This is a genomic window from Flavimaribacter sediminis (assembly GCF_019492055.1).
GTDB lineage: Bacteria > Pseudomonadota > Alphaproteobacteria > Rhizobiales > Rhizobiaceae > Flavimaribacter > Flavimaribacter sediminis.
On sequence record NZ_JAICBX010000001.1, the window covers coordinates 230,456 to 247,124 of the forward strand.

Here is a 16,669-nt window from a genome sequence, read left to right on the forward strand (position 1 = left end):
CGTGGAGCAGAAAACCGTCTTTCTTTGCGCTGGCGGAACCGGCGGACATCTTTTTCCGGCGCAGGCCCTGGCCCACGCGCTCCGGGAAAGGGGCGTCCGCGTCCACCTCGTCACGGATGACCGGGCCGAAAAATACGCAAAGCAGTTTCCCGCTGACGAAACGCATGTGGTGCGGTCCGCCACGATCGCCTCGAAGAGCCCCATTGCCCTGTTTCGCACCCTCATGGCCTTGTATGGCGGTTATCTCGACGCAAGACGGCTCATTCAGCGCATAAAGCCTGATGTCGTCGTCGGCTTCGGTGGATATCCGACACTGCCGCCCGTGATGGCCGCGTCGTCGCTCGGCGTGCCGACGGTGATCCACGAGCAGAACGCCGTCATGGGGCGGGCGAACAGGTTTCTCGCCAGCCGCGTCTCGGCGATCGCCGGCGGCTTTCTTCCCGCAGGGACCGGACAACATGGCGACAAGATCGAGGAAACCGGCAATCCGGTGCGGCCGGACGTCATCGCAGCCGCGTCGACGCCTTATGCGCCTGCGGGCGAGCAGGAACCGTTCAGCCTGCTGATTTTCGGCGGAAGCCAGGGCGCGCATTTCTTCTCGGAGGTCATGCCGCAGGTCGTCAACCGATTGGACGAAGTGCGCCGCAATCGACTTCGAGTGACACAGCAGGCGAGACCGGAGGATGAAGACGAACTGAAGCGGTTCTACCAGGTGGCCGGCGTTTCCGCGGAAGTCTCGCCCTTCTTCAACGACATGGCGCAGCGCATCGCAAATGCGCATCTCGTCATTTGCCGGTCGGGCGCCTCGACGGTGTCGGAAATCTCGGTCATCGGCCGGCCGGCGGTGCTTGTGCCCTATCCCTACGCGCTCGATCATGATCAGGCTGCGAATGCGAAGGCCCTCGAGCAAAAGGGCGGCGCAATGGTTTTCCGCCAATCGGAACTCGATCCTGAAAAACTTTCCGGAATTCTGGTAGATTTGATGCAGGATGACGGGCGACTCGCCGATATGGCGGCCAACGCCAAGGCTACGGGAAAGCCTGACGCGGCGGAGCGTCTGGCCAATCTGGTCCTGACAGTAGGCGGAGAATAAAGGAAAAGCATGCGGGGGAACGTCCAGTGAAAATGCCGCAGAATATCGGGCTGGTCCATTTCGTCGGCATCGGCGGAATAGGCATGAGCGGCATTGCAGAAATGCTCTCCAATCTCGGTCACTCCGTCCAGGGATCCGACATCTCGGACAACGCCAATGTGCAGCGCCTGCGGGAAAAGGGCATTCCGGTCGCGATCGGCCATGCGGCGGAGAACCTTGGCGAGGCCGAGGTGGTTGTCGTGTCGACGGCGATCCACAAGGACAATCCGGAACTCGTCGCCGCGCGCGAACGCACGCTTCCGATCGTGCGCCGCGCAGAGATGCTCGCCGAGCTCATGCGATTTCGCAACGCCGTGGCGATCGGCGGCACGCATGGCAAGACCACGACCACGTCGATGGTCGCGACGCTGCTCGACGCCGGCGGGCTTGACCCGACAGTCATCAATGGCGGAATCATCAACGCCTACGGCACCAACGCCCGCATGGGCGAGGGCGACTGGATGGTGGTCGAAGCTGACGAATCCGACGGCACGTTTCTCAAGCTTCCGGCGGATATCGCCGTCGTCACCAATATCGATCCGGAACATCTCGATCATTACAAGACTTTCGACAGGGTGCGCGAAGCCTTTGCGCAGTTTGTCGAGAACGTGCCCTTCTACGGCTTCGGGGTGATGTGTCTCGATCATCCGGAAGTCCAGTCGCTGGTCAGCAAGATCGGGGACCGGCGCATCGTGACCTATGGCGAGAATCCGCAGGCCGACGTGCGGTATCACAATCATCGTATGGACGGCGCAGTTTCGGTCTTCGACGTGGCGATCCGCGAACGCAAAACCGGAGAAATCATCGACATTCCGGGGCTCAGGCTGCCGATGCCGGGCCGACACAACGTCTCCAATGCAACGGCGGCGATCGCTGTTGCGCACGAACTTGGCATATCGCCGGAAGCGATCGCAAGCGGACTGTCCGGATTCGGCGGCGTGAAGCGGCGCTTCACCAATGTCGGCGAATGGAACGGCATTACGATCTTCGACGATTACGGACATCACCCGGTCGAGATCAAGGCGGTTCTTTCCGCCGCGCGGGAGGCCTGCAGCGGCAATGTCATCGCCATTGCGCAGCCGCATCGCTACACCCGCCTGCAGAGCCTGTTCGGCGAGTTCGCGGCGTGCTTCAACGACGCCCACACGGTCGTGATCGCACCGGTCTATCCTGCTGGAGAAGACCCGATTGAAGGCGTAAATTCCGCGGAACTTGTGTCGCGCCTCAAAGCGGCGGGTCATCGCGACGCACGACTGCTTGACGATCCGGATCAGCTTGCCGAGACCGTCGCTTCGGTTGCGCGCGACGGCGATTTCGTCGTCTGTCTTGGAGCCGGAAGCATCACCGGCTGGGCGGCGTCCCTTGCCGACAGGCTGAAGGCGCTGGAAGGGAAACAGAATGGCTGAAGTCGACGGAAAGAGGTTGTTCGCATCCCTTGAGCCTGCGCTGAAATCCGTTCGCGGGCGTCTGACGCCGGACAGTCCGATGTCCAGCGTGACCTGGTTCAGGGTTGGCGGACCGGCGGAACTGCTGTTTCAGCCGGAGGATGAAGAGGATCTTTCCACGTTCCTGAAGTCCCTGCCGACGGATGTGCCTGTCACGGTTGTCGGAACGGCCTCAAATATCCTGGTGCGCGACGGCGGAATACCCGGCGTCGTGATCCGTCTCACCGCCAAGGGTTTCGGCAGTGTGAGCCAGGTTGCCGAAACGCGCATGGAGGCCGGCGCCGCGTGTCCGGACAAGCGGCTGGCGTCAGCCGCCCACTATGCCGGTATCGGCGGTTTTCACTTCTATCACGGAATTCCCGGCGCCGTTGGCGGCGCTTTGCGCATGAACGCTGGCGCCAACGATGTCGAGACCCGTGAGCGCGTGGTCGAAATCCATGCGATTGACCGGCGGGGCGAGCCTCTTGTGCTGAGCAACGAGGACATGAAATACGCCTACCGGCATTCCGGCGCGCCGGACGGTCTGATTTTTACCCGTGCGATTTTCGAGGGTTACAACGAAGACCGGGACACGATCCGCCGTGACATGGATGACGTCCAGAACCATCGGGAAACGGTCCAGCCGATCCGCGAAAAGACCGGTGGTTCAACCTTCAAGAATCCGCCCGGCACATCCGCCTGGAAAGAGATCGACAATGCCGGCTGCAGAGGCCTCATGGTCGGCGCCGCCCAGATGTCGCCCATGCATTGCAATTTCATGATCAATACCGGAACCGCCACGGCCTATGACCTCGAGGTGCTCGGCGAAACGGTCCGGGCAAAGGTTCTCGAACAATCCGGAATTCGCCTGGAATGGGAGATCAAGCGCATCGGCCTGTTCAGGTCCGGCCACATAGTCCAGGAGTTCCTTGGCCTGATGCTCTGATTTCCGGGTGGAGCCGCAGGACTATTTGTCGCTTACCGTGACTCCGTTATGCAGCTTTGGCTGGCCCATCTTGTTGTTGCGGACATTGTCCAGAAACTCGATGACGACCTGGGGTATGAGATCGCGCACGCTGTTGGCTCCATGCCCGCTGATATCGCGGTTTGTGGCGTTGTCGATCACGACGATACGCTTGAAGCCAGGAGGCAGACCTTCAAAGGCAGTAAGCCTGTTTTCGTACGCGCCGTCCTCGCCGTTATCTCTTGTGCCGGTAATCATGAGAACCGGCTTCTTGACGTTTCGCCAGGCGTCTTCTTCGAACTGGGTTCCGACGCCCTGGGGCGACAGCGCCACATAGGCGTCGAAGCGATCCGCGCCAAACCGGCCGATCGTGGCCACGGCTCCGGCTTCCATCATGGTTGTCTGCGCGCCCATCGATTGCCCGGCAAGGACGGAGAACGGCGGAATGCAGATGCGTGTGACCTTGTCCCAGATCGCGTCGAGATCGAGAAAACGCGCCTGATGCCGCTCCTGGCTGCCAATCGCGTCGCGGAAATCCTGCCTTGAATTTGCGCCTTCCACAATTTCTCGAAAAGCTTCCCGCCCGCTTTCGGTGTGTTCCATGACGATCACCCGAAAACCGGCCTCGTCTGCCGCTTCGGCGATGTTCGAAGAAGCGTTTTTCGAGCCGCCGAAGCTGTGAGAGATCACCAGAAGGGGCGGGCACGGATCGCTGCTGCCTTGATAGATCTTCACAGGAACCATTTTGCCGTCGGCGCGCGGGAACTCGGATTCGAACGCAGCAAATGCGCCGGTCGTCGTCATGGCAAGGACAACGGCCGGAACAAGGAGCCGAAAATATCTGACAGGTGCGCGCATACTCTCCCCTGAAAGGCACAAATGTGTAATCAGTCTAGAGTATTACAGGCCGCCACGCCAGCGACCACGTGTTCGACGAAGACCTGATATCACGATCGATATTGCAGCAAAGAATTCAGGTTTCGCAGGCTGGAAATGTTGAACTCCTACTTGTGTCGCGCCACCGCCGACGAGAATGCGCGCGAGCTCCCTGGCGACGGGATCATTCGCAAGCCTCTGTGTCAACTGGACCATGCTATCGATATCTCTGCTTCACCGAACGACGTGTAGCCGTGGCTGTTTCGGATGGGCGCCGACCGCGCCGGCTGGTATAGCTACGACAGACTGGAAAATGGCGGTCGAAAAAGCAGCGATACAGTGATCGAATCCCTTCAGACGATTGCTGTCGGCAATCTGTTTTCAGCTCTTCCGGGCGCCACGGACGCATTCATTCTGACTGCGTTTGAGCCGGGCGAATTCATGGCTCTCGGCGTGCGCGGCCGGGACGCCACCGGCGCCGCCGTTGGAACCGAAGCCTGGCGAAAGGAATTCGACCGCGCCAACTGGACCTTCACGCTCAGCGCCATCGCGGATGGAACCCGGTTGCACGTTCGCGCAAGACCGGGCTTTCTCGTGCTCCGCATTCCGGTGTTCGGGCTTGTCTCCGTCTCCGGATGGGTCGCAAGGCTGATTGCGCCGCCGGTCCATTTCGTGATGCAGCGTCGACAGCTCAACGGCCTCCGGCGCCGGGCGGAAAGTGCCAGACCCTAAAGCGTCGTCAAAGCCTGAACCGCATATGCGGTATGGTTCTGCCGGGTATCGAACCGGAAGGCGCGTCTTTGATCTTGCCGAAGCCCAGCGCCTCGTAGAACGGGACGGCGAAAGGATCGGCGTCGAGATAGAGCGCCTCGAGCTGCAATGCCCTGGCGCATGTCAGCAGTGTTTCCCAGAGCATGCGGCCAACACCCTTCCGCTGCCATGCCGGATCGACGAAAAACGTGGTGACCTCGCCCTGCGCGCCGTCGTCATCGACTGCAAGGCAGACGCATCCGCAAACGCTGTTTCCGACTTGCGCAATCCAGTGCCGGTGCGCGCGCAGCAGGTCCGGCGTGACAGCAAGTTCATCTCTGCACGCCTCCATGAAGGCGTCGTCGTAACCATTGGACTGCTTGGAGCGCATAGACAGCTCGGTCAGAACACGCGCGTCTTCCGGCGCGCCGCTGCGAATAAAAATTGCCATCCGTATGTCCTATCTGCAGAAAGAGCTGCTAAAGATTCTGGAATTCGATTTTGAACCGGCCCCGAAACCGGGGTCAATGGCGGACATCATGGAAACAAGCCTCGCCAATCGAGGAATGCTGGTCGATCCAGGCGATCATTTCGTCGGAAAATTCGAAGTCGAACGCAAATTCGCTGTCGACGATCTGACCGCAACGAGAGAACGATTGCGTGCTCTCGAAGCCGTCGCATTTACGCTCGGCAATCGGGAAACCGATGTCTTTCTGGATACCGCCGACAGACGACTTTCAAAAAATGGGCAGCAGCAGGTTGTGCGTCTGATGGAGCCGTCGCAGCGCGTGCTGTGGATCAGCAAGGGGCCCGGCGCGGATGCGTGCGTGGCCATGGATCTCGAAGGCTTCGACAAGGCGCTTGTTATTCTCATGTCTCTCGGATTCGAGGAAACCGGAAGACTGGTCAAGGACCGCGACATCTATTTTGTCGGCGACTTCCACGTCACCCTGGACCGTGTCCCCAATCTCGGTTCCTTCGTGGAACTTGCGGTCATGACGGATGACGAGGCCAGTCTTTCATTCTGGGCGAGCAGAATCGACGCTTTTGCGGAAAAGCTGCAACTGCGTCAGTCTGCTCTGCAGACGCGGTCCTATCGCTCCATGCTTTCAGAAAGCGATTGACGCGGGCGGCCCCGGCGCCAGTCAGGCAGAGAGCTTTCGCAAGGCGAACCACAACAGCAGCAAAAGCATGCCCACCGGAAGCGCCAGAGTGTTCACAGGCGAGATGAGGAAGGCCGCGACCGCATTGTCCGGCGTGAAAAGCGGAATGAGCAGGAGCTTGCCCAGGGCAAGCGCGGGCTCCAGCAACAGCGGCGCTGTCAGCAACAGGCAGAAGACGAGGGCGACGCCGATTGCAGCTTTGACGAGGCCGGATCGTCTGGACGATCCGAGGGTCGACGCCATGACCTTGTCGCCGAAGGCCTGATCGTCGAGAGGATGCTCGGCGCTGGCGAAAAGGGCCTGGATTTGCGGGTCGCGACTATTGTCCATGGTTTCTCGCTCCATCGTTGTAATCGGTCAGTATTTGACGCAGCCGCTCGGCGCCTCGTCTGATATGCGATTTGACAGTGCCTGCCGGCAATTCCGTCAGCTCCGCGATTTCCTCATGGGTCATGCCTTCGTTGTAGGACAGGACAATGCAAAGCCGCGGCGCTTCCGGCAGGCTCGCCAGCGCTCGGTCGAGGTCGAAGGCCATTCCCGCCGGGCCTTCGGCTGCGACGTGAGTTTCGTCGAGCTCGTCGGCGTTGCGAATGGGATCGTTCGCGCGACGGTGCTGCAGCCATGTGTTGACGGCAAGCCGCCTCAGCCAGGCGCCAAAACGATCCGATTGCTGCAAAGACCGGATGTGGCGCCAGGCCTGCAGAAACACCTGTTGCGCAAGGTCGTCGGCGAGATGGTCGTCATGGCAGAAGCGGCGCATGAGGTTTCGAATCCATGACTGTCTCCGACGCACGAGCTCGGCGAACGCTTCGCGGTCGCCGGAGCGCGCAAGCCCGACGATCATTGCTTCAGCGGCCTTCCCGTAAAGTATCGGCTTGTGCGCCATGGTGCGCCGCTCGCTATTTCAGGCGGACGGACGGAGCAGGATTTTCCTGCCGGAGCATTCGCGCGGCGACGATCAGGCCGGCGGCGACGAGGGCGATCAGCACAGCGCTGCCCAGAATTGGCAGGAAGGCCGGTTCCCACTGAAGGCCGATCAGCCAGCCGAACACTGCCAGTCCGGGCGCCAGAAACAGGCAAACCAGTCCGCCGAGCATCAGGGCCTGATCGGTTTTCATGCCGCCTCCGAGCAGCTTGTCCAGCATTTCAGAATCGATCTCCTGACCGCTCTCGATGACCCGGCGGATCGTTTCGTGCCGGGTTTCCCGCTTGCGGGCGCTATCCCATATGCCCGCAAGGACGCAAATGGAGACGAAACCCCAGAATGCGAGGGCCGCGAGGCCGGCGCCCAGACTTGCACCATACATGACTATTCTCCTGATCTATTCTGGATTGTACCTGTATTGATGCACGCGCCCTTGATCTGGATGCAGCACGCGATTTTTTTTGTCTTCTTTCGATTAGTCCGCAGTCGCCGTAAAACGGTCCCATGAGAAAGCAGTATCACTTCCGACCCAGCCCGAAGGGATTTCACGCCTGGGACGTGGATCGGCTGATCCGGCTTTCGGCGGGTTTTGCGGTGCGGGAGACGCCGCTGGAGGACATTCGCGAGCTGGACGAAGACTACTGGTTCGCAGGCTCTGCGGTCACGCCGACCTGCCGCCGGATTGTCGAACATATCCGTCTGACGGAGGAAGCGGATCTGCGCTATCCCATTATTTTATGCGCGCAGGGCAGGATCATGGACGGCATGCACCGGGTGGCGAAGGCGCTCCTGGAAAATCGCACAGCCATTTTGAGCGTTCAGTTCGCGCGCACGCCTGAGCCTGATTTTACCGATGTGACGCCCGACCAGCTTTCCTATTGAATCTTCATTGCCCCAGCCGGCTCCGCGCTTCCTGAGGAGTCATGCCGGTCCATGAATGAAAGGCGCGGTAGAACGAATTCGGATCGCGATAGGCAAGCAGGTAGGAAAACTCCTTCACGGTGAGTTCGTCGCGCGACAGATAATGCCGCGACAATTCCGAGCGGGTGGCGTCCAGGATCGACTGGAACGTCTGTCCTTCATCCTTGAGGTAACGCTGGAGGCTGCGTTTGGATATGTTCAGCCTCTTGCAGACGGCGTCCATCGTCGAGGCGCCTGAAGGCAGCAATTCGAGCAGCGCATTCCTGACCCGGATGCCCATCGGCGTCAGGCGTTCGCGATCCGCCATGCGGCGTCTGAGATGAGGCTCGAAATCCTCCCAGATCTCGGCGTTTTCCGATATCAGATTGCGTTTCGCGTCTTTTGCCGAAAGCACGAGCGATGCCCCGCGACTGATGGCGGCGGACACGCCGAGACAGGGTTCGAAGCCCTGAAAAGGATGCGGGGCGCCTTCGAACGTCGCCGCCATGGGCCGGTTCGGCTCTACTGAACGGACCCCGCGCCAATTGCTGCGCAAGGGCGACGCAGAGGCCTGGCTGTTTCGCCTCCTGCATCACTGCGACCCACAAACGGAAGAACTATTCGGTCGTTACGCCTCTGCTGCCAGAGGTGAGAAATGCGTCGTCGAGACCGGCCCGGCGCGTGATCCGCTGCGGCGAGAGGTCAAGAGCTCTTGCAAGCATTGCGAGGGATTTGTCGACGGGATAGCGTTCTATCGCTTGCATGTGCTTTCAAGTTCTCTGGTTTTTGGTCGCGTCTGAAGGCGGGGCTTCAGTCAGTGTCGGCAAGGCCGGTGAAAGGACGTCCGGTCTTTGGCGCGATATGTTATGTGATTGGCGTCATTTCCAAGAGCCCAATATTTTTTTGCAATGCTATCAACTGGTTTGCGAGTGAAGGGATTCGCGGGAGCAGGGTGTTCATATCCCTGTTCCCATTCAGCCTTTGACAGGTTTCAATAAAATTTGTCGAAAAGACTTGCAGTAGGTCTAACTCTCTGATTCTCTGAGACAAGAGTCTCCGTATATTGAGTCGTTTCGTCCCGCCCGGCTCGCGGGAGGACTCGGACTCCATCATGCGGCCCGGAGGCTTTCAAAGGGGGTTTGATGTCGGGGAAACACGTTGCGGTTCTGATGGGCGGTTTCTCTTCGGAGCGTCCGGTCAGCCTCTCCTCGGGCGAGGCCTGCGCCGACGCGCTGGAAGGCGTCGGATACCGGGTGACCCGCGTCGATGTCGACCGGGATGTCGCAACCGTCCTGCGTGAATTGCGTCCCGACGTGGCCTTCAATGCGCTTCACGGGCCCTATGGCGAGGACGGCGCAATACAGGGCATTCTCGAATATCTGCAAATTCCCTATACGCATTCCGGCGTGCTCGCCTCGGCGGTGGCCATGGACAAGCAGCAGGCGAAGCGCATCGCCTCCGCGATCGGCGTTCCGGTCGCCGAGGAACGGATTATGAACCGTTTCGATATCGGTCACGAGCATCCGATGGATACGCCCTACGTCGTCAAGCCGGTCAATGAGGGGTCCAGTTTCGGCGTGATCATCGTGGACGAAGACCAGTCGCATCCGCCGCAGATCCTGACCTCTTCCGACTGGCCTTACGGCGATCGCGTGATGGTCGAGCGATTCGTCCACGGGCGTGAGCTGACCTGCGCCGTCATGGGCGATCAGGTGCTGGATGTGACCGAGATTTTCCCAGTCGGCTCAAGTTTTTACGATTATGAATCAAAATATGTTACGGGGGGCTCAAAACACGAATTCCCAGCAAAAATTTTACCAAATATTTACCAAAAGATTCAGAAACTGTCGCTCATGGCCCATGAGGCTATCGGGTGCCGCGGGGTGAGCCGTTCTGACTTTCGCTACGATGACCGTTTTTCTCCTGACGGAGAGGTCGTCTGGCTTGAGGTCAATACACAGCCTGGCATGACTCCGACCTCTCTGGTGCCGGAACTCGCCCAGCTCGCCGGATATGATTTCGGGGCGCTGGTTTCCTGGATGGTGGAGGACGCATCTTGTTTGCGTTGACTCGGATCGGACGAAAAACAGGACGGCGCAGCCCGAGAGGGCTAATTGCGCCCGCGATCGATCGCGCCTTCGTTTTGCCGCGTCCGCTCCGCCGCCCGGTTCGTTTCTTTCAGGCCCTTATCGACGAACGCATCACGATCCCGAGGCATCTGGGCAGCTACGCCGCGAGCGGCCTGATCGGTCTGACGCTGATCTACGGCGTCGCCGTCGGCGGGCACCTCGAGACCATGCTGCGCGCTTCGACCTCGTCCATGGGTTTCGCCGTCGACGACATCAACGTGTCCGGAAATGTGGAAACGTCTCCGATCGACGTCTTCCAGCAAATCGGCCTCGATGGCGACAATTCCTCTCTCATAACGCTCGATGTCGATGAGGCGCGCGCGCTCGTCAAGCAGCTTCCATGGGTCGCAGACGCCGAGGTGCGCAAGGTTTACCCCGGCGCGATCGATATCGTGCTCTCCGAGCGCGAGGCGTTCGGCATCTGGCAGCATGGCAAGGACCTGTCGCTCATCGAAAAGAACGGCAGCGTGATTGCGCCGATGGCCGAAGGCAAATTCATCGACCTGCCGCTGTTCGTCGGTTTCGGCGCCGATCAGAACGCTGTCGAGATCGACACGCTGCTGGCCGGATGGCCTGAGGTGAAGGCCCGGATCAAGGCCTATATCAGAGTGGCCGACCGGCGCTGGGACCTGCGGCTGGACAATGGCGTCACGGTGCTTCTTCCTGAAACGCGTGCGGCCGAAGCGTTGAACGTGCTGGTCGCCATGCAGCAGGAGCACGACCTTCTCGAACGCGATATCAAGTCGGTCGATCTTCGCCTTGCAGACCGGATTGTCGTCGGATTGACGGACGGCGCCGCGGAACGTCGGCTTGAAGCGCTGGACGAGCGCGCAAAGATCCTGAAGCAGAGGAGCAGCCAGACATGAGCGTGTTTCGGTCGCCCTCCTTCACAGTGCCGCATTTGCGCCCGATCGCCGCGCGTCGCGCAACGACGGTCAGCGTGCTGGATATTGGCACGACAAAGGTCGTATGCCTGATCGGACGCCTGACGCCGCGCGAGGAAAGCCAGATCCTGCCCGGTCGCACGCACACGATCGAGATCATCGGCGTCGGACACCACAAGTCGCATGGCGTCAAGGCCGGTGTGATCGTCGATGTCGAGGCTGTCGAGAGCTCCGTCCGCAAGGCCGTGCACGCAGCCGAGCGTCGCGCCGGGCTGACTGTCGAATCGCTGATTGTCAATGTTTCCGCGGGACGTCTGAAGAGCGAACGTTACACGTCGGATCTCGATATCGGCGGACATGAGGTGGAATCGGCGGATCTGAAAAAGGTCCTCGCCGCGGCGGCGCGGCAGATCAGCGATCCGCAACGGGTGGCGCTGCATTCTCTGCCGGTATCCTTCCGCCTGGACGGCGAGAAATCCATTCGCGATCCGCTGGGAATGTATGGCGAAAATCTCGGCGTAAACATGCATGTGCTGACGGCGGAGCAGCCGCCCTTGCGCAATCTGGAGCTTTGCATCAACCGGTCGCATCTGACTGTTGAGGCCATGGTGGCGACGCCTTACGCCAGCGGTCTTTCGGCGCTGGTCGAGGACGAAGCCGAAATCGGCTGCGCCTGCATAGACATGGGCGGCGGGACAACAACGATTTCGGTATTTTCGGAAGGGCGCATGGTCTGGGCCGACGCCATTGCGCTCGGCGGGCACCACGTCACGATGGACCTCGCGCGCGGTCTGTCCACGGGTCTGGAAGACGCCGAACGGCTGAAAGTCGTCCATGGCTCGGCCTTTCCGGTCGCCGGCGACGACAGCGACACGGTTTCCGTGCCGCCGATTGGCGACAGCGACAGCGAAACGCCCCTGCAAATGCCGAAGGCGCTGGTCGTGCGCATCGTGCGGGCCCGCATCGACGAGACGCTGGAGCTGATCCGGGACCGCATCCAGCGCTCCGGCTACGCGCCAGTGGTTGGGCGGCGCATCGTGCTTACCGGCGGCGCCAGCCAGTTGACGGGCATCAGCGACGCCGCGCGGCGAATCCTGTCGCGCAATGTTCGAATCGGGCGTCCGCTGGGCGTTGCCGGCATGCCTGCGGCGGCGAAGGGGCCTGCTTTCGCAACGGCTGTGGGACTGATGATCTATCCGCAAATCGCATCACTTGAGAGCCGCGGCAATGCCGGTCGCGGTCGGTATGGACCGGTGGTCGGCGGCGGGCGTCTCGCCCGCGTCGGACAGTGGCTCAAAGAGAGTTTTTAGGCAATCCATGGGTCTACGTGGCGGTATGGCCGTGAGTTGAAAAGGGAACGAGGACAAATGACTATCAATCTGCAAAAGCCCGATATCACCGAGCTTAAGCCACGCATCACCGTCTTCGGTGTGGGTGGCGGCGGCGGCAACGCCGTCAACAACATGATCAATGCGGGGCTCGAAGGCGTCGACTTCGTGGTCGCCAACACCGACGCCCAGGCGCTGAGCATGTCCAAGGCGGGTCGCATCATCCAGATGGGCGTGGCCGTTACCGAGGGCCTGGGCGCGGGATCCCAGCCGGAAGTCGGACGGGCCGCCGCCGAGGAGTGCATCGACGAGATCAACGATCATCTCAACAGCACGCATATGTGCTTCGTCACCGCAGGCATGGGCGGCGGAACCGGAACCGGCGCTGCCCCCGTGGTCGCGAAGACGGCCCGGGAACGCGGCATACTGACGGTCGGCGTCGTCACCAAGCCTTTCCATTTCGAAGGCCAGCGGCGCATGCGCATCGCCGATGACGGCATCAAGGAATTGCAGGCTTGCGTCGACACCCTGATCGTCATTCCGAACCAGAACCTCTTCCGCATCGCGAATGACAAGACGACCTTCGCCGACGCATTCGGCATGGCCGACCAGGTTCTCTATTCCGGCGTCGCCTGCATCACCGACCTGATGGTCAAGGAAGGCCTGATCAATCTGGATTTCGCCGATGTCCGTTCGGTCATGCGCGAAATGGGCAAGGCCATGATGGGAACCGGCGAATCGTCCGGCGAAGGCAGGGCGCTGGCGGCCGCGGAAGCGGCGATCGCCAATCCGCTGCTCGACGAAACCTCGATGAAGGGCGCTCAGGGTCTCCTGATCTCCATCACCGGCGGCCGCGACATGACGCTGTTCGAGGTCGACGAAGCCGCGACGCGCATCCGCGAGGAAGTCGATGCGGACGCCAACATCATCCTTGGCGCAACGTTCGACGAAGAACTCGAGGGCATCATTCGGGTGTCGGTCGTCGCCACCGGCATCGACCGCGACGAAAACATGATCCCGCAGGAGCTGCCGTCGCTGCGCACCAATACCCAGGAACTGGCAAGCCGTCCGGCTTCGGTAATCCCGCAGCAGCCGGCCTATGAGCCCGAGCCCGAATATGGGCCGGAAGCCGAAATGCTGGTGGAAGAAGACCCGGTCGAGGAAACCATCCGGCTTGCGGAAGCCGAGCTGGAGCAGGAACTGAACATCGAGGTTCCAGAGCTTGGCGAAGCTGCTTCGGAGGAAGAGTTCCGTCCGGCCAGCCGCCTGTTTTCCCGGCCTGCGCAGCAGAAACCTGCTCCCGTCAGCCGGGCCACGCCGCAGGCTGGATATCGCCAGATCGCGCCGCAACAGCCGGCTCAGCAACCGCGACAGCAGCCGGTTCAACAGCAGGCCGCTGCTCCGAAAATGCCGCGCATCGAGGACTTTCCGCCCGTCGTGAAAGCCGAGATGGAGCATGCGCGCAGGCATGACGGCGATCCAATCCATGACGAGCGTGGTCCGATGGGGCTCCTCAAGCGTATTTCCAGCAGCCTCGGCCGTCGGGAAGACGAAGAGATGGAAGCTCCGGCCGAGGCCCAGGGCCGTCCGCAGCGCGCGCAGGCGCCTGAACGCCGCGCGCTTTCTCCGGAAGCCAGCATGTATGCGCCGCGGCGCGCGGGCGCTGAAAAGCCGGTTCGCGCAGAGCAGCCGGCCCCGGCGCAAAGCGAAGAAGATCAGCTCGAGATTCCTGCGTTCCTGCGTCGTCAGGCGCTGTAGAAGCTCTCAAGATCGAATCATCGAAAGCTGCGTTTGCGGGGCGAATCCATCGGATTCGCCCCGCTGCTTTTCAGGCTTGTTCACAGACTATGAAAGATAACAGTTCCTTAATATTTAGGGTTCAATTTATATACTTGAATCCACTGGTGTTTTTTGTCGTAACAAAGAGTAAGAAACCGTGATTTGGATTGTAGAAATCTGGCACGTATCTTTGTTTCAGGTGGGGACATGACTGGACAGGGGATCTCCGAAAAAAGGTGCATGAAATGTTCGTAGCTGATGTTTGGCGCGTCCATGTCGCACACTCGGTTTCCCGCGGTCACAGGTAGCAGGCTTGTTGAATGAGTATAGACTTCTTTGGCTATCAGACGACGATTGTAAATGAGACCACGCTCTCTGGCGTAGGGGTGCACAGTGGGGCGAAGGTTTCTATTACATTTCAGCCGGCGGACGCCGACAGCGGCATCGTATTCAGACGTAAACTCGACAATGGCGAAACGCACGAAATTCGGGCCGTTGTTTCGAACGTAGCCGCGACTGATCTTTGTACAGTTCTGGGAGATGCAGCCGGCGCAAATGTGGCGACCGTCGAACATCTCATGGCTGCGTTCTACGCGCTTGAGATCGACAATATCATCGTGGATATCGACGGAACTGAAATTCCGATCATGGACGGCAGTTCGATCGTATTCATCGAGGCTCTGGAACGCTCCGGCATCGAGATCCTGTCGTCGAAGCGTCGTTATCTGCGGGTCGTCAAACCGGTTCGCATCGAATCCGGCGGTTCCTGGGCGGAATTCGTTCCGTACGAAGGAACCCGTTTCGAGATCGACATTCATTTCGACTCCGGCGTTATCGGGCGTCAGGCCTGGAAGGGCGACATCACCGCCGAAACTTTCCGCGGCGAACTGGCCCGCGCCAGAACCTTCGGCTTCATGCGCGACGTGGAGTTTCTCTGGGCTTCCGGACATGCGCTGGGCTCTTCGCTTGAAAATTCAGTCGTCATCAGCGACGACGACAAGGTCATCAATATCGAGGGCCTGCGCTACGAGAACGAGTTCGTTCGCCACAAGACGCTGGACGCGGTCGGCGACCTCGCTCTGGCCGGCGCAAAGTTCATCGGGTGCTACCGATCCTATCGCGGTGGCCACAAGCTGAATTCGATGGCTCTGAAAGCCCTGTTGAATGATCCGACCGCTTACGAGGTTGTTGAGACACAGCAGCGCGCAGAAGAAATGCGCGGCGGTGAACTGGTGGCTATCAGCGGGCCGATGTTCGCGCCATGGGCTCTGTGAGCGCAGAACGCCATTGAGCAGACTGCTCAAGACAACATATGCAGGCACGGACCAACGTTCGTGCCTGTTTTGTTAGGATGAACGAGGCGCTGCCTTAAAAATGTACGAAAATCCGGACATTTGATTGCGGCAGTGCTATATTTGAGAGTAAGACTGCACGGCGCGAGGTGGGGCGCCCGTACCGTGCCGTTCCTGAACGCGTAGTGACGCCACGATGATGCGGACAAACCAAATCCGCTCGGTTGCTTCACACCCAGTCCTGTATCGGGGAGAAAATGTCGGTGAGACACATCATGAGGGGTACTATCGTCGCAGCAGGGCTGGCCGTCGCCGGCGTTCTCGGCGGTTGCCAGAACGATCCTGACATCGACATTACTGCGCTCAGCTATGAAATCGACCCGGCGGACGTGCTCTACAATCAGGCGCTCGCCAATATCGAGGCCGGCAAGCTCAAGGAAGCCTCCCGCAAATTCGAAGCCATCGACAAGCAACACCCCTATTCGGAATATGCCCGAAAGGCGATGGTGATGAATTCCTACGTCAACTACAAGATGGGCCGTTACTCCGAATCAATCAACGCGGCTCGCCGCTACATCGGCCTCTATCCGAATTCGGAAGATACGGCTTACGCCTATTTCCTGATCGGGCTTTCCTACAACAAGCAGATTCCGCAGGTCACGCGCGACCAGAAGACGGCGCTGAGGTCGATCCAGGCGTTCCGCGAATTGATCGAACGGTTCCCGGATTCGGAATATGTGCCTGAGGCCGAGGAGAAGATACGGTTTGCGCGCGACCAGCTCGCCGGCAAGGAAATGCAGATCGGCCGGTACTACATGGAGCGCAAGGAATACGCCGCAGCGATCAACCGGTTCAAGGGCGTCGTCGAGGTCTATCCCAATACGCCTCAGGTTGAGGAAGCTCTGGCTCGGCTGGTTGAAGTCTACTTCACCATGGGTCTGGTCGAAAACGCCCAGGAGGCTGCGGCCGTTCTTGGACATAATTTCCCGGACAGCCAGTGGTACGCCGATTCCTACAAACTGCTGCAGACCGAAGGGCTTGAACCGCGCGAGAACAAGGGATCCTGGCTGGCCAGGGTTGGCACCCTCGTCGTCGGTTCGGATGACGACAGTTAGAACGCTAT

At 60.1% G+C, this 16,669-nt stretch carries 19 protein-coding genes; 12 read left to right on the plus strand and 7 right to left on the minus strand.

Going from position 1 to position 16,669, the window contains the following annotated elements:
* Nucleotide 1: 1 nt before the first annotated feature.
* From murG to murB, 3 genes are read left to right on the plus strand one after another with little or no spacing between them, the layout of a single operon-like run.
* On the plus strand, nucleotides 2–1,093 hold the full coding sequence (gene murG / locus K1W69_RS01070) for an undecaprenyldiphospho-muramoylpentapeptide beta-N-acetylglucosaminyltransferase (RefSeq protein WP_220226482.1): 1,092 nt from the start codon (nucleotides 2–4) through the stop codon (nucleotides 1,091–1,093).
* 26 nt (nucleotides 1,094–1,119) lie between these two features.
* A complete protein-coding gene (murC, locus tag K1W69_RS01075) occupies nucleotides 1,120–2,538 on the plus strand; it encodes a UDP-N-acetylmuramate--L-alanine ligase (RefSeq protein ID WP_220226483.1) in 1,419 nt (472 codons plus the stop codon).
* Nucleotides 2,531–3,502: a UDP-N-acetylmuramate dehydrogenase gene (gene murB, locus K1W69_RS01080; protein ID WP_220226484.1), complete on the plus strand. Its 972-nt coding sequence runs from the start codon at nucleotides 2,531–2,533 to the stop codon at nucleotides 3,500–3,502. The genes murC and murB overlap by 8 nt, the downstream gene beginning before the upstream one ends.
* A 21-nt stretch (nucleotides 3,503–3,523) precedes the next feature.
* Here the strand turns inward: murB and K1W69_RS01085 are convergent, their stop codons facing one another.
* The gene (locus K1W69_RS01085) at nucleotides 3,524–4,378 is read right to left on the minus strand and encodes an alpha/beta hydrolase family protein (RefSeq protein ID WP_220226485.1); all 855 of its coding nucleotides are present in this window, start codon (nucleotides 4,376–4,378) and stop codon (nucleotides 3,524–3,526) included.
* A gap of 285 nt (nucleotides 4,379–4,663) precedes the next feature.
* On the opposite strand from K1W69_RS01085, the gene K1W69_RS01090 reads away from it, so the two are divergent.
* Nucleotides 4,664–5,128, plus strand: coding sequence for a hypothetical protein (locus K1W69_RS01090; RefSeq protein ID WP_220226486.1), 465 nt, complete (start codon nucleotides 4,664–4,666; stop codon nucleotides 5,126–5,128).
* 7 nt (nucleotides 5,129–5,135) lie between these two features.
* Here K1W69_RS01090 and K1W69_RS01095 read toward each other — a convergent pair whose 3' ends face one another.
* Nucleotides 5,136–5,597 carry a GNAT family N-acetyltransferase gene (locus tag K1W69_RS01095; protein WP_220226487.1) on the minus strand — a complete coding sequence of 154 codons (462 nt, stop codon included), beginning with the start codon at nucleotides 5,595–5,597 and terminating at the stop codon, nucleotides 5,136–5,138.
* A 76-nt stretch (nucleotides 5,598–5,673) separates the two neighbouring features.
* On the opposite strand from K1W69_RS01095, the gene K1W69_RS01100 reads away from it, so the two are divergent.
* Nucleotides 5,674–6,270, plus strand: a complete 597-nt coding sequence (locus K1W69_RS01100; RefSeq protein WP_258570762.1) for a class IV adenylate cyclase — start codon at nucleotides 5,674–5,676, stop codon at nucleotides 6,268–6,270.
* Nucleotides 6,271–6,291: 21 nt separating this feature from the next.
* On the opposite strand, the gene K1W69_RS01105 is transcribed toward K1W69_RS01100, so the two are convergent.
* From K1W69_RS01105 to K1W69_RS01115, 3 genes are read right to left on the minus strand one after another with little or no spacing between them, the layout of a single operon-like run.
* Nucleotides 6,292–6,639 carry a hypothetical protein gene (locus K1W69_RS01105; protein ID WP_220226488.1) on the minus strand — a complete coding sequence of 116 codons (348 nt, stop codon included), beginning with the start codon at nucleotides 6,637–6,639 and terminating at the stop codon, nucleotides 6,292–6,294.
* Entirely contained in the window at nucleotides 6,629–7,195 is a 567-nt protein-coding gene (locus tag K1W69_RS01110; RefSeq protein ID WP_220226489.1) for an RNA polymerase sigma factor, read from the minus strand. The genes K1W69_RS01105 and K1W69_RS01110 overlap by 11 nt, the downstream gene beginning before the upstream one ends.
* Nucleotides 7,196–7,208: 13 nt before the next feature.
* Nucleotides 7,209–7,616 (minus strand): DUF6249 domain-containing protein, encoded by a 408-nt coding sequence (locus K1W69_RS01115; protein WP_220226490.1) that lies wholly within the window; start codon nucleotides 7,614–7,616, stop codon nucleotides 7,209–7,211.
* Between the two features lie 122 nt (nucleotides 7,617–7,738).
* Here K1W69_RS01115 and K1W69_RS01120 point away from each other — a divergent pair, with 122 nt between their 5' ends.
* The gene (locus tag K1W69_RS01120; protein ID WP_220226491.1) at nucleotides 7,739–8,116 is read left to right on the plus strand and encodes a hypothetical protein; all 378 of its coding nucleotides are present in this window, start codon (nucleotides 7,739–7,741) and stop codon (nucleotides 8,114–8,116) included.
* Nucleotides 8,117–8,120: 4 nt separating this feature from the next.
* Here the strand turns inward: K1W69_RS01120 and K1W69_RS01125 are convergent, their stop codons facing one another.
* Together K1W69_RS01125 and K1W69_RS01130 are read right to left on the minus strand one after the other, a co-directional pair.
* Entirely contained in the window at nucleotides 8,121–8,642 is a 522-nt protein-coding gene (locus K1W69_RS01125) for a helix-turn-helix transcriptional regulator (RefSeq protein WP_220226492.1), read from the minus strand.
* 109 nt (nucleotides 8,643–8,751) lie between these two features.
* A complete protein-coding gene (locus K1W69_RS01130) occupies nucleotides 8,752–8,898 on the minus strand; it encodes a hypothetical protein (protein ID WP_220226493.1) in 147 nt (48 codons plus the stop codon).
* A gap of 378 nt (nucleotides 8,899–9,276) precedes the next feature.
* Here K1W69_RS01130 and K1W69_RS01135 point away from each other — a divergent pair, with 378 nt between their 5' ends.
* The 6 genes from K1W69_RS01135 to K1W69_RS01160 all read left to right on the plus strand — a co-directional run bounded on the left by K1W69_RS01135 (nucleotide 9,277) and on the right by K1W69_RS01160 (nucleotide 16,661).
* The gene (locus K1W69_RS01135) at nucleotides 9,277–10,203 is read left to right on the plus strand and encodes a D-alanine--D-alanine ligase (protein WP_220226494.1); all 927 of its coding nucleotides are present in this window, start codon (nucleotides 9,277–9,279) and stop codon (nucleotides 10,201–10,203) included.
* Nucleotides 10,191–11,129 carry a cell division protein FtsQ/DivIB gene (locus K1W69_RS01140; protein ID WP_220226495.1) on the plus strand — a complete coding sequence of 313 codons (939 nt, stop codon included), beginning with the start codon at nucleotides 10,191–10,193 and terminating at the stop codon, nucleotides 11,127–11,129. Before K1W69_RS01135 ends, K1W69_RS01140 begins: the two co-directional genes overlap by 13 nt.
* On the plus strand, nucleotides 11,126–12,457 hold the full coding sequence (gene ftsA, locus K1W69_RS01145; RefSeq protein ID WP_220226496.1) for a cell division protein FtsA: 1,332 nt from the start codon (nucleotides 11,126–11,128) through the stop codon (nucleotides 12,455–12,457). Before K1W69_RS01140 ends, ftsA begins: the two co-directional genes overlap by 4 nt.
* A 57-nt stretch (nucleotides 12,458–12,514) precedes the next feature.
* Entirely contained in the window at nucleotides 12,515–14,233 is a 1,719-nt protein-coding gene (gene ftsZ / locus K1W69_RS01150) for a cell division protein FtsZ (RefSeq protein ID WP_220226497.1), read from the plus strand.
* A 341-nt stretch (nucleotides 14,234–14,574) separates the two neighbouring features.
* Nucleotides 14,575–15,528, plus strand: a complete 954-nt coding sequence (gene lpxC, locus K1W69_RS01155) for a UDP-3-O-acyl-N-acetylglucosamine deacetylase (RefSeq protein ID WP_220226498.1) — start codon at nucleotides 14,575–14,577, stop codon at nucleotides 15,526–15,528.
* Between the two features lie 293 nt (nucleotides 15,529–15,821).
* Entirely contained in the window at nucleotides 15,822–16,661 is an 840-nt protein-coding gene (locus K1W69_RS01160; protein WP_258570763.1) for an outer membrane protein assembly factor BamD, read from the plus strand.
* The last annotated feature ends 8 nt before the right edge of the window (nucleotides 16,662–16,669 follow it).

Bases quoted from the DNA above. Each gene is read 5' to 3' on its own strand.
- lpxC (WP_220226498.1), top strand. From the start codon at position 14,575: ATGAGTATAGACTTCTTTGGCTATCAGACGACGATTGTAAATGAGACC.
- ftsZ (WP_220226497.1), top strand. From the start codon at position 12,515: ATGACTATCAATCTGCAAAAGCCCGATATCACCGAGCTTAAGCCACGC.
- ftsA (WP_220226496.1), top strand. From the start codon at position 11,126: ATGAGCGTGTTTCGGTCGCCCTCCTTCACAGTGCCGCATTTGCGCCCG.
- murB (WP_220226484.1), top strand. From the start codon at position 2,531: ATGGCTGAAGTCGACGGAAAGAGGTTGTTCGCATCCCTTGAGCCTGCG.
- K1W69_RS01130 (WP_220226493.1), bottom strand. From the start codon at position 8,898: ATGCAAGCGATAGAACGCTATCCCGTCGACAAATCCCTCGCAATGCTT.
- K1W69_RS01135 (WP_220226494.1), top strand. From the start codon at position 9,277: ATGTCGGGGAAACACGTTGCGGTTCTGATGGGCGGTTTCTCTTCGGAG.
- K1W69_RS01100 (WP_258570762.1), top strand. From the start codon at position 5,674: ATGGCGGACATCATGGAAACAAGCCTCGCCAATCGAGGAATGCTGGTC.
- K1W69_RS01160 (WP_258570763.1), top strand. From the start codon at position 15,822: ATGAGGGGTACTATCGTCGCAGCAGGGCTGGCCGTCGCCGGCGTTCTC.
- K1W69_RS01095 (WP_220226487.1), bottom strand. From the start codon at position 5,597: ATGGCAATTTTTATTCGCAGCGGCGCGCCGGAAGACGCGCGTGTTCTG.
- K1W69_RS01110 (WP_220226489.1), bottom strand. From the start codon at position 7,195: ATGGCGCACAAGCCGATACTTTACGGGAAGGCCGCTGAAGCAATGATC.
- K1W69_RS01090 (WP_220226486.1), top strand. From the start codon at position 4,664: ATGGGCGCCGACCGCGCCGGCTGGTATAGCTACGACAGACTGGAAAAT.
- K1W69_RS01125 (WP_220226492.1), bottom strand. From the start codon at position 8,642: ATGGCGGCGACGTTCGAAGGCGCCCCGCATCCTTTTCAGGGCTTCGAA.
- K1W69_RS01115 (WP_220226490.1), bottom strand. From the start codon at position 7,616: ATGTATGGTGCAAGTCTGGGCGCCGGCCTCGCGGCCCTCGCATTCTGG.
- K1W69_RS01120 (WP_220226491.1), top strand. From the start codon at position 7,739: ATGAGAAAGCAGTATCACTTCCGACCCAGCCCGAAGGGATTTCACGCC.
- K1W69_RS01105 (WP_220226488.1), bottom strand. From the start codon at position 6,639: ATGGACAATAGTCGCGACCCGCAAATCCAGGCCCTTTTCGCCAGCGCC.
- K1W69_RS01085 (WP_220226485.1), bottom strand. From the start codon at position 4,378: ATGCGCGCACCTGTCAGATATTTTCGGCTCCTTGTTCCGGCCGTTGTC.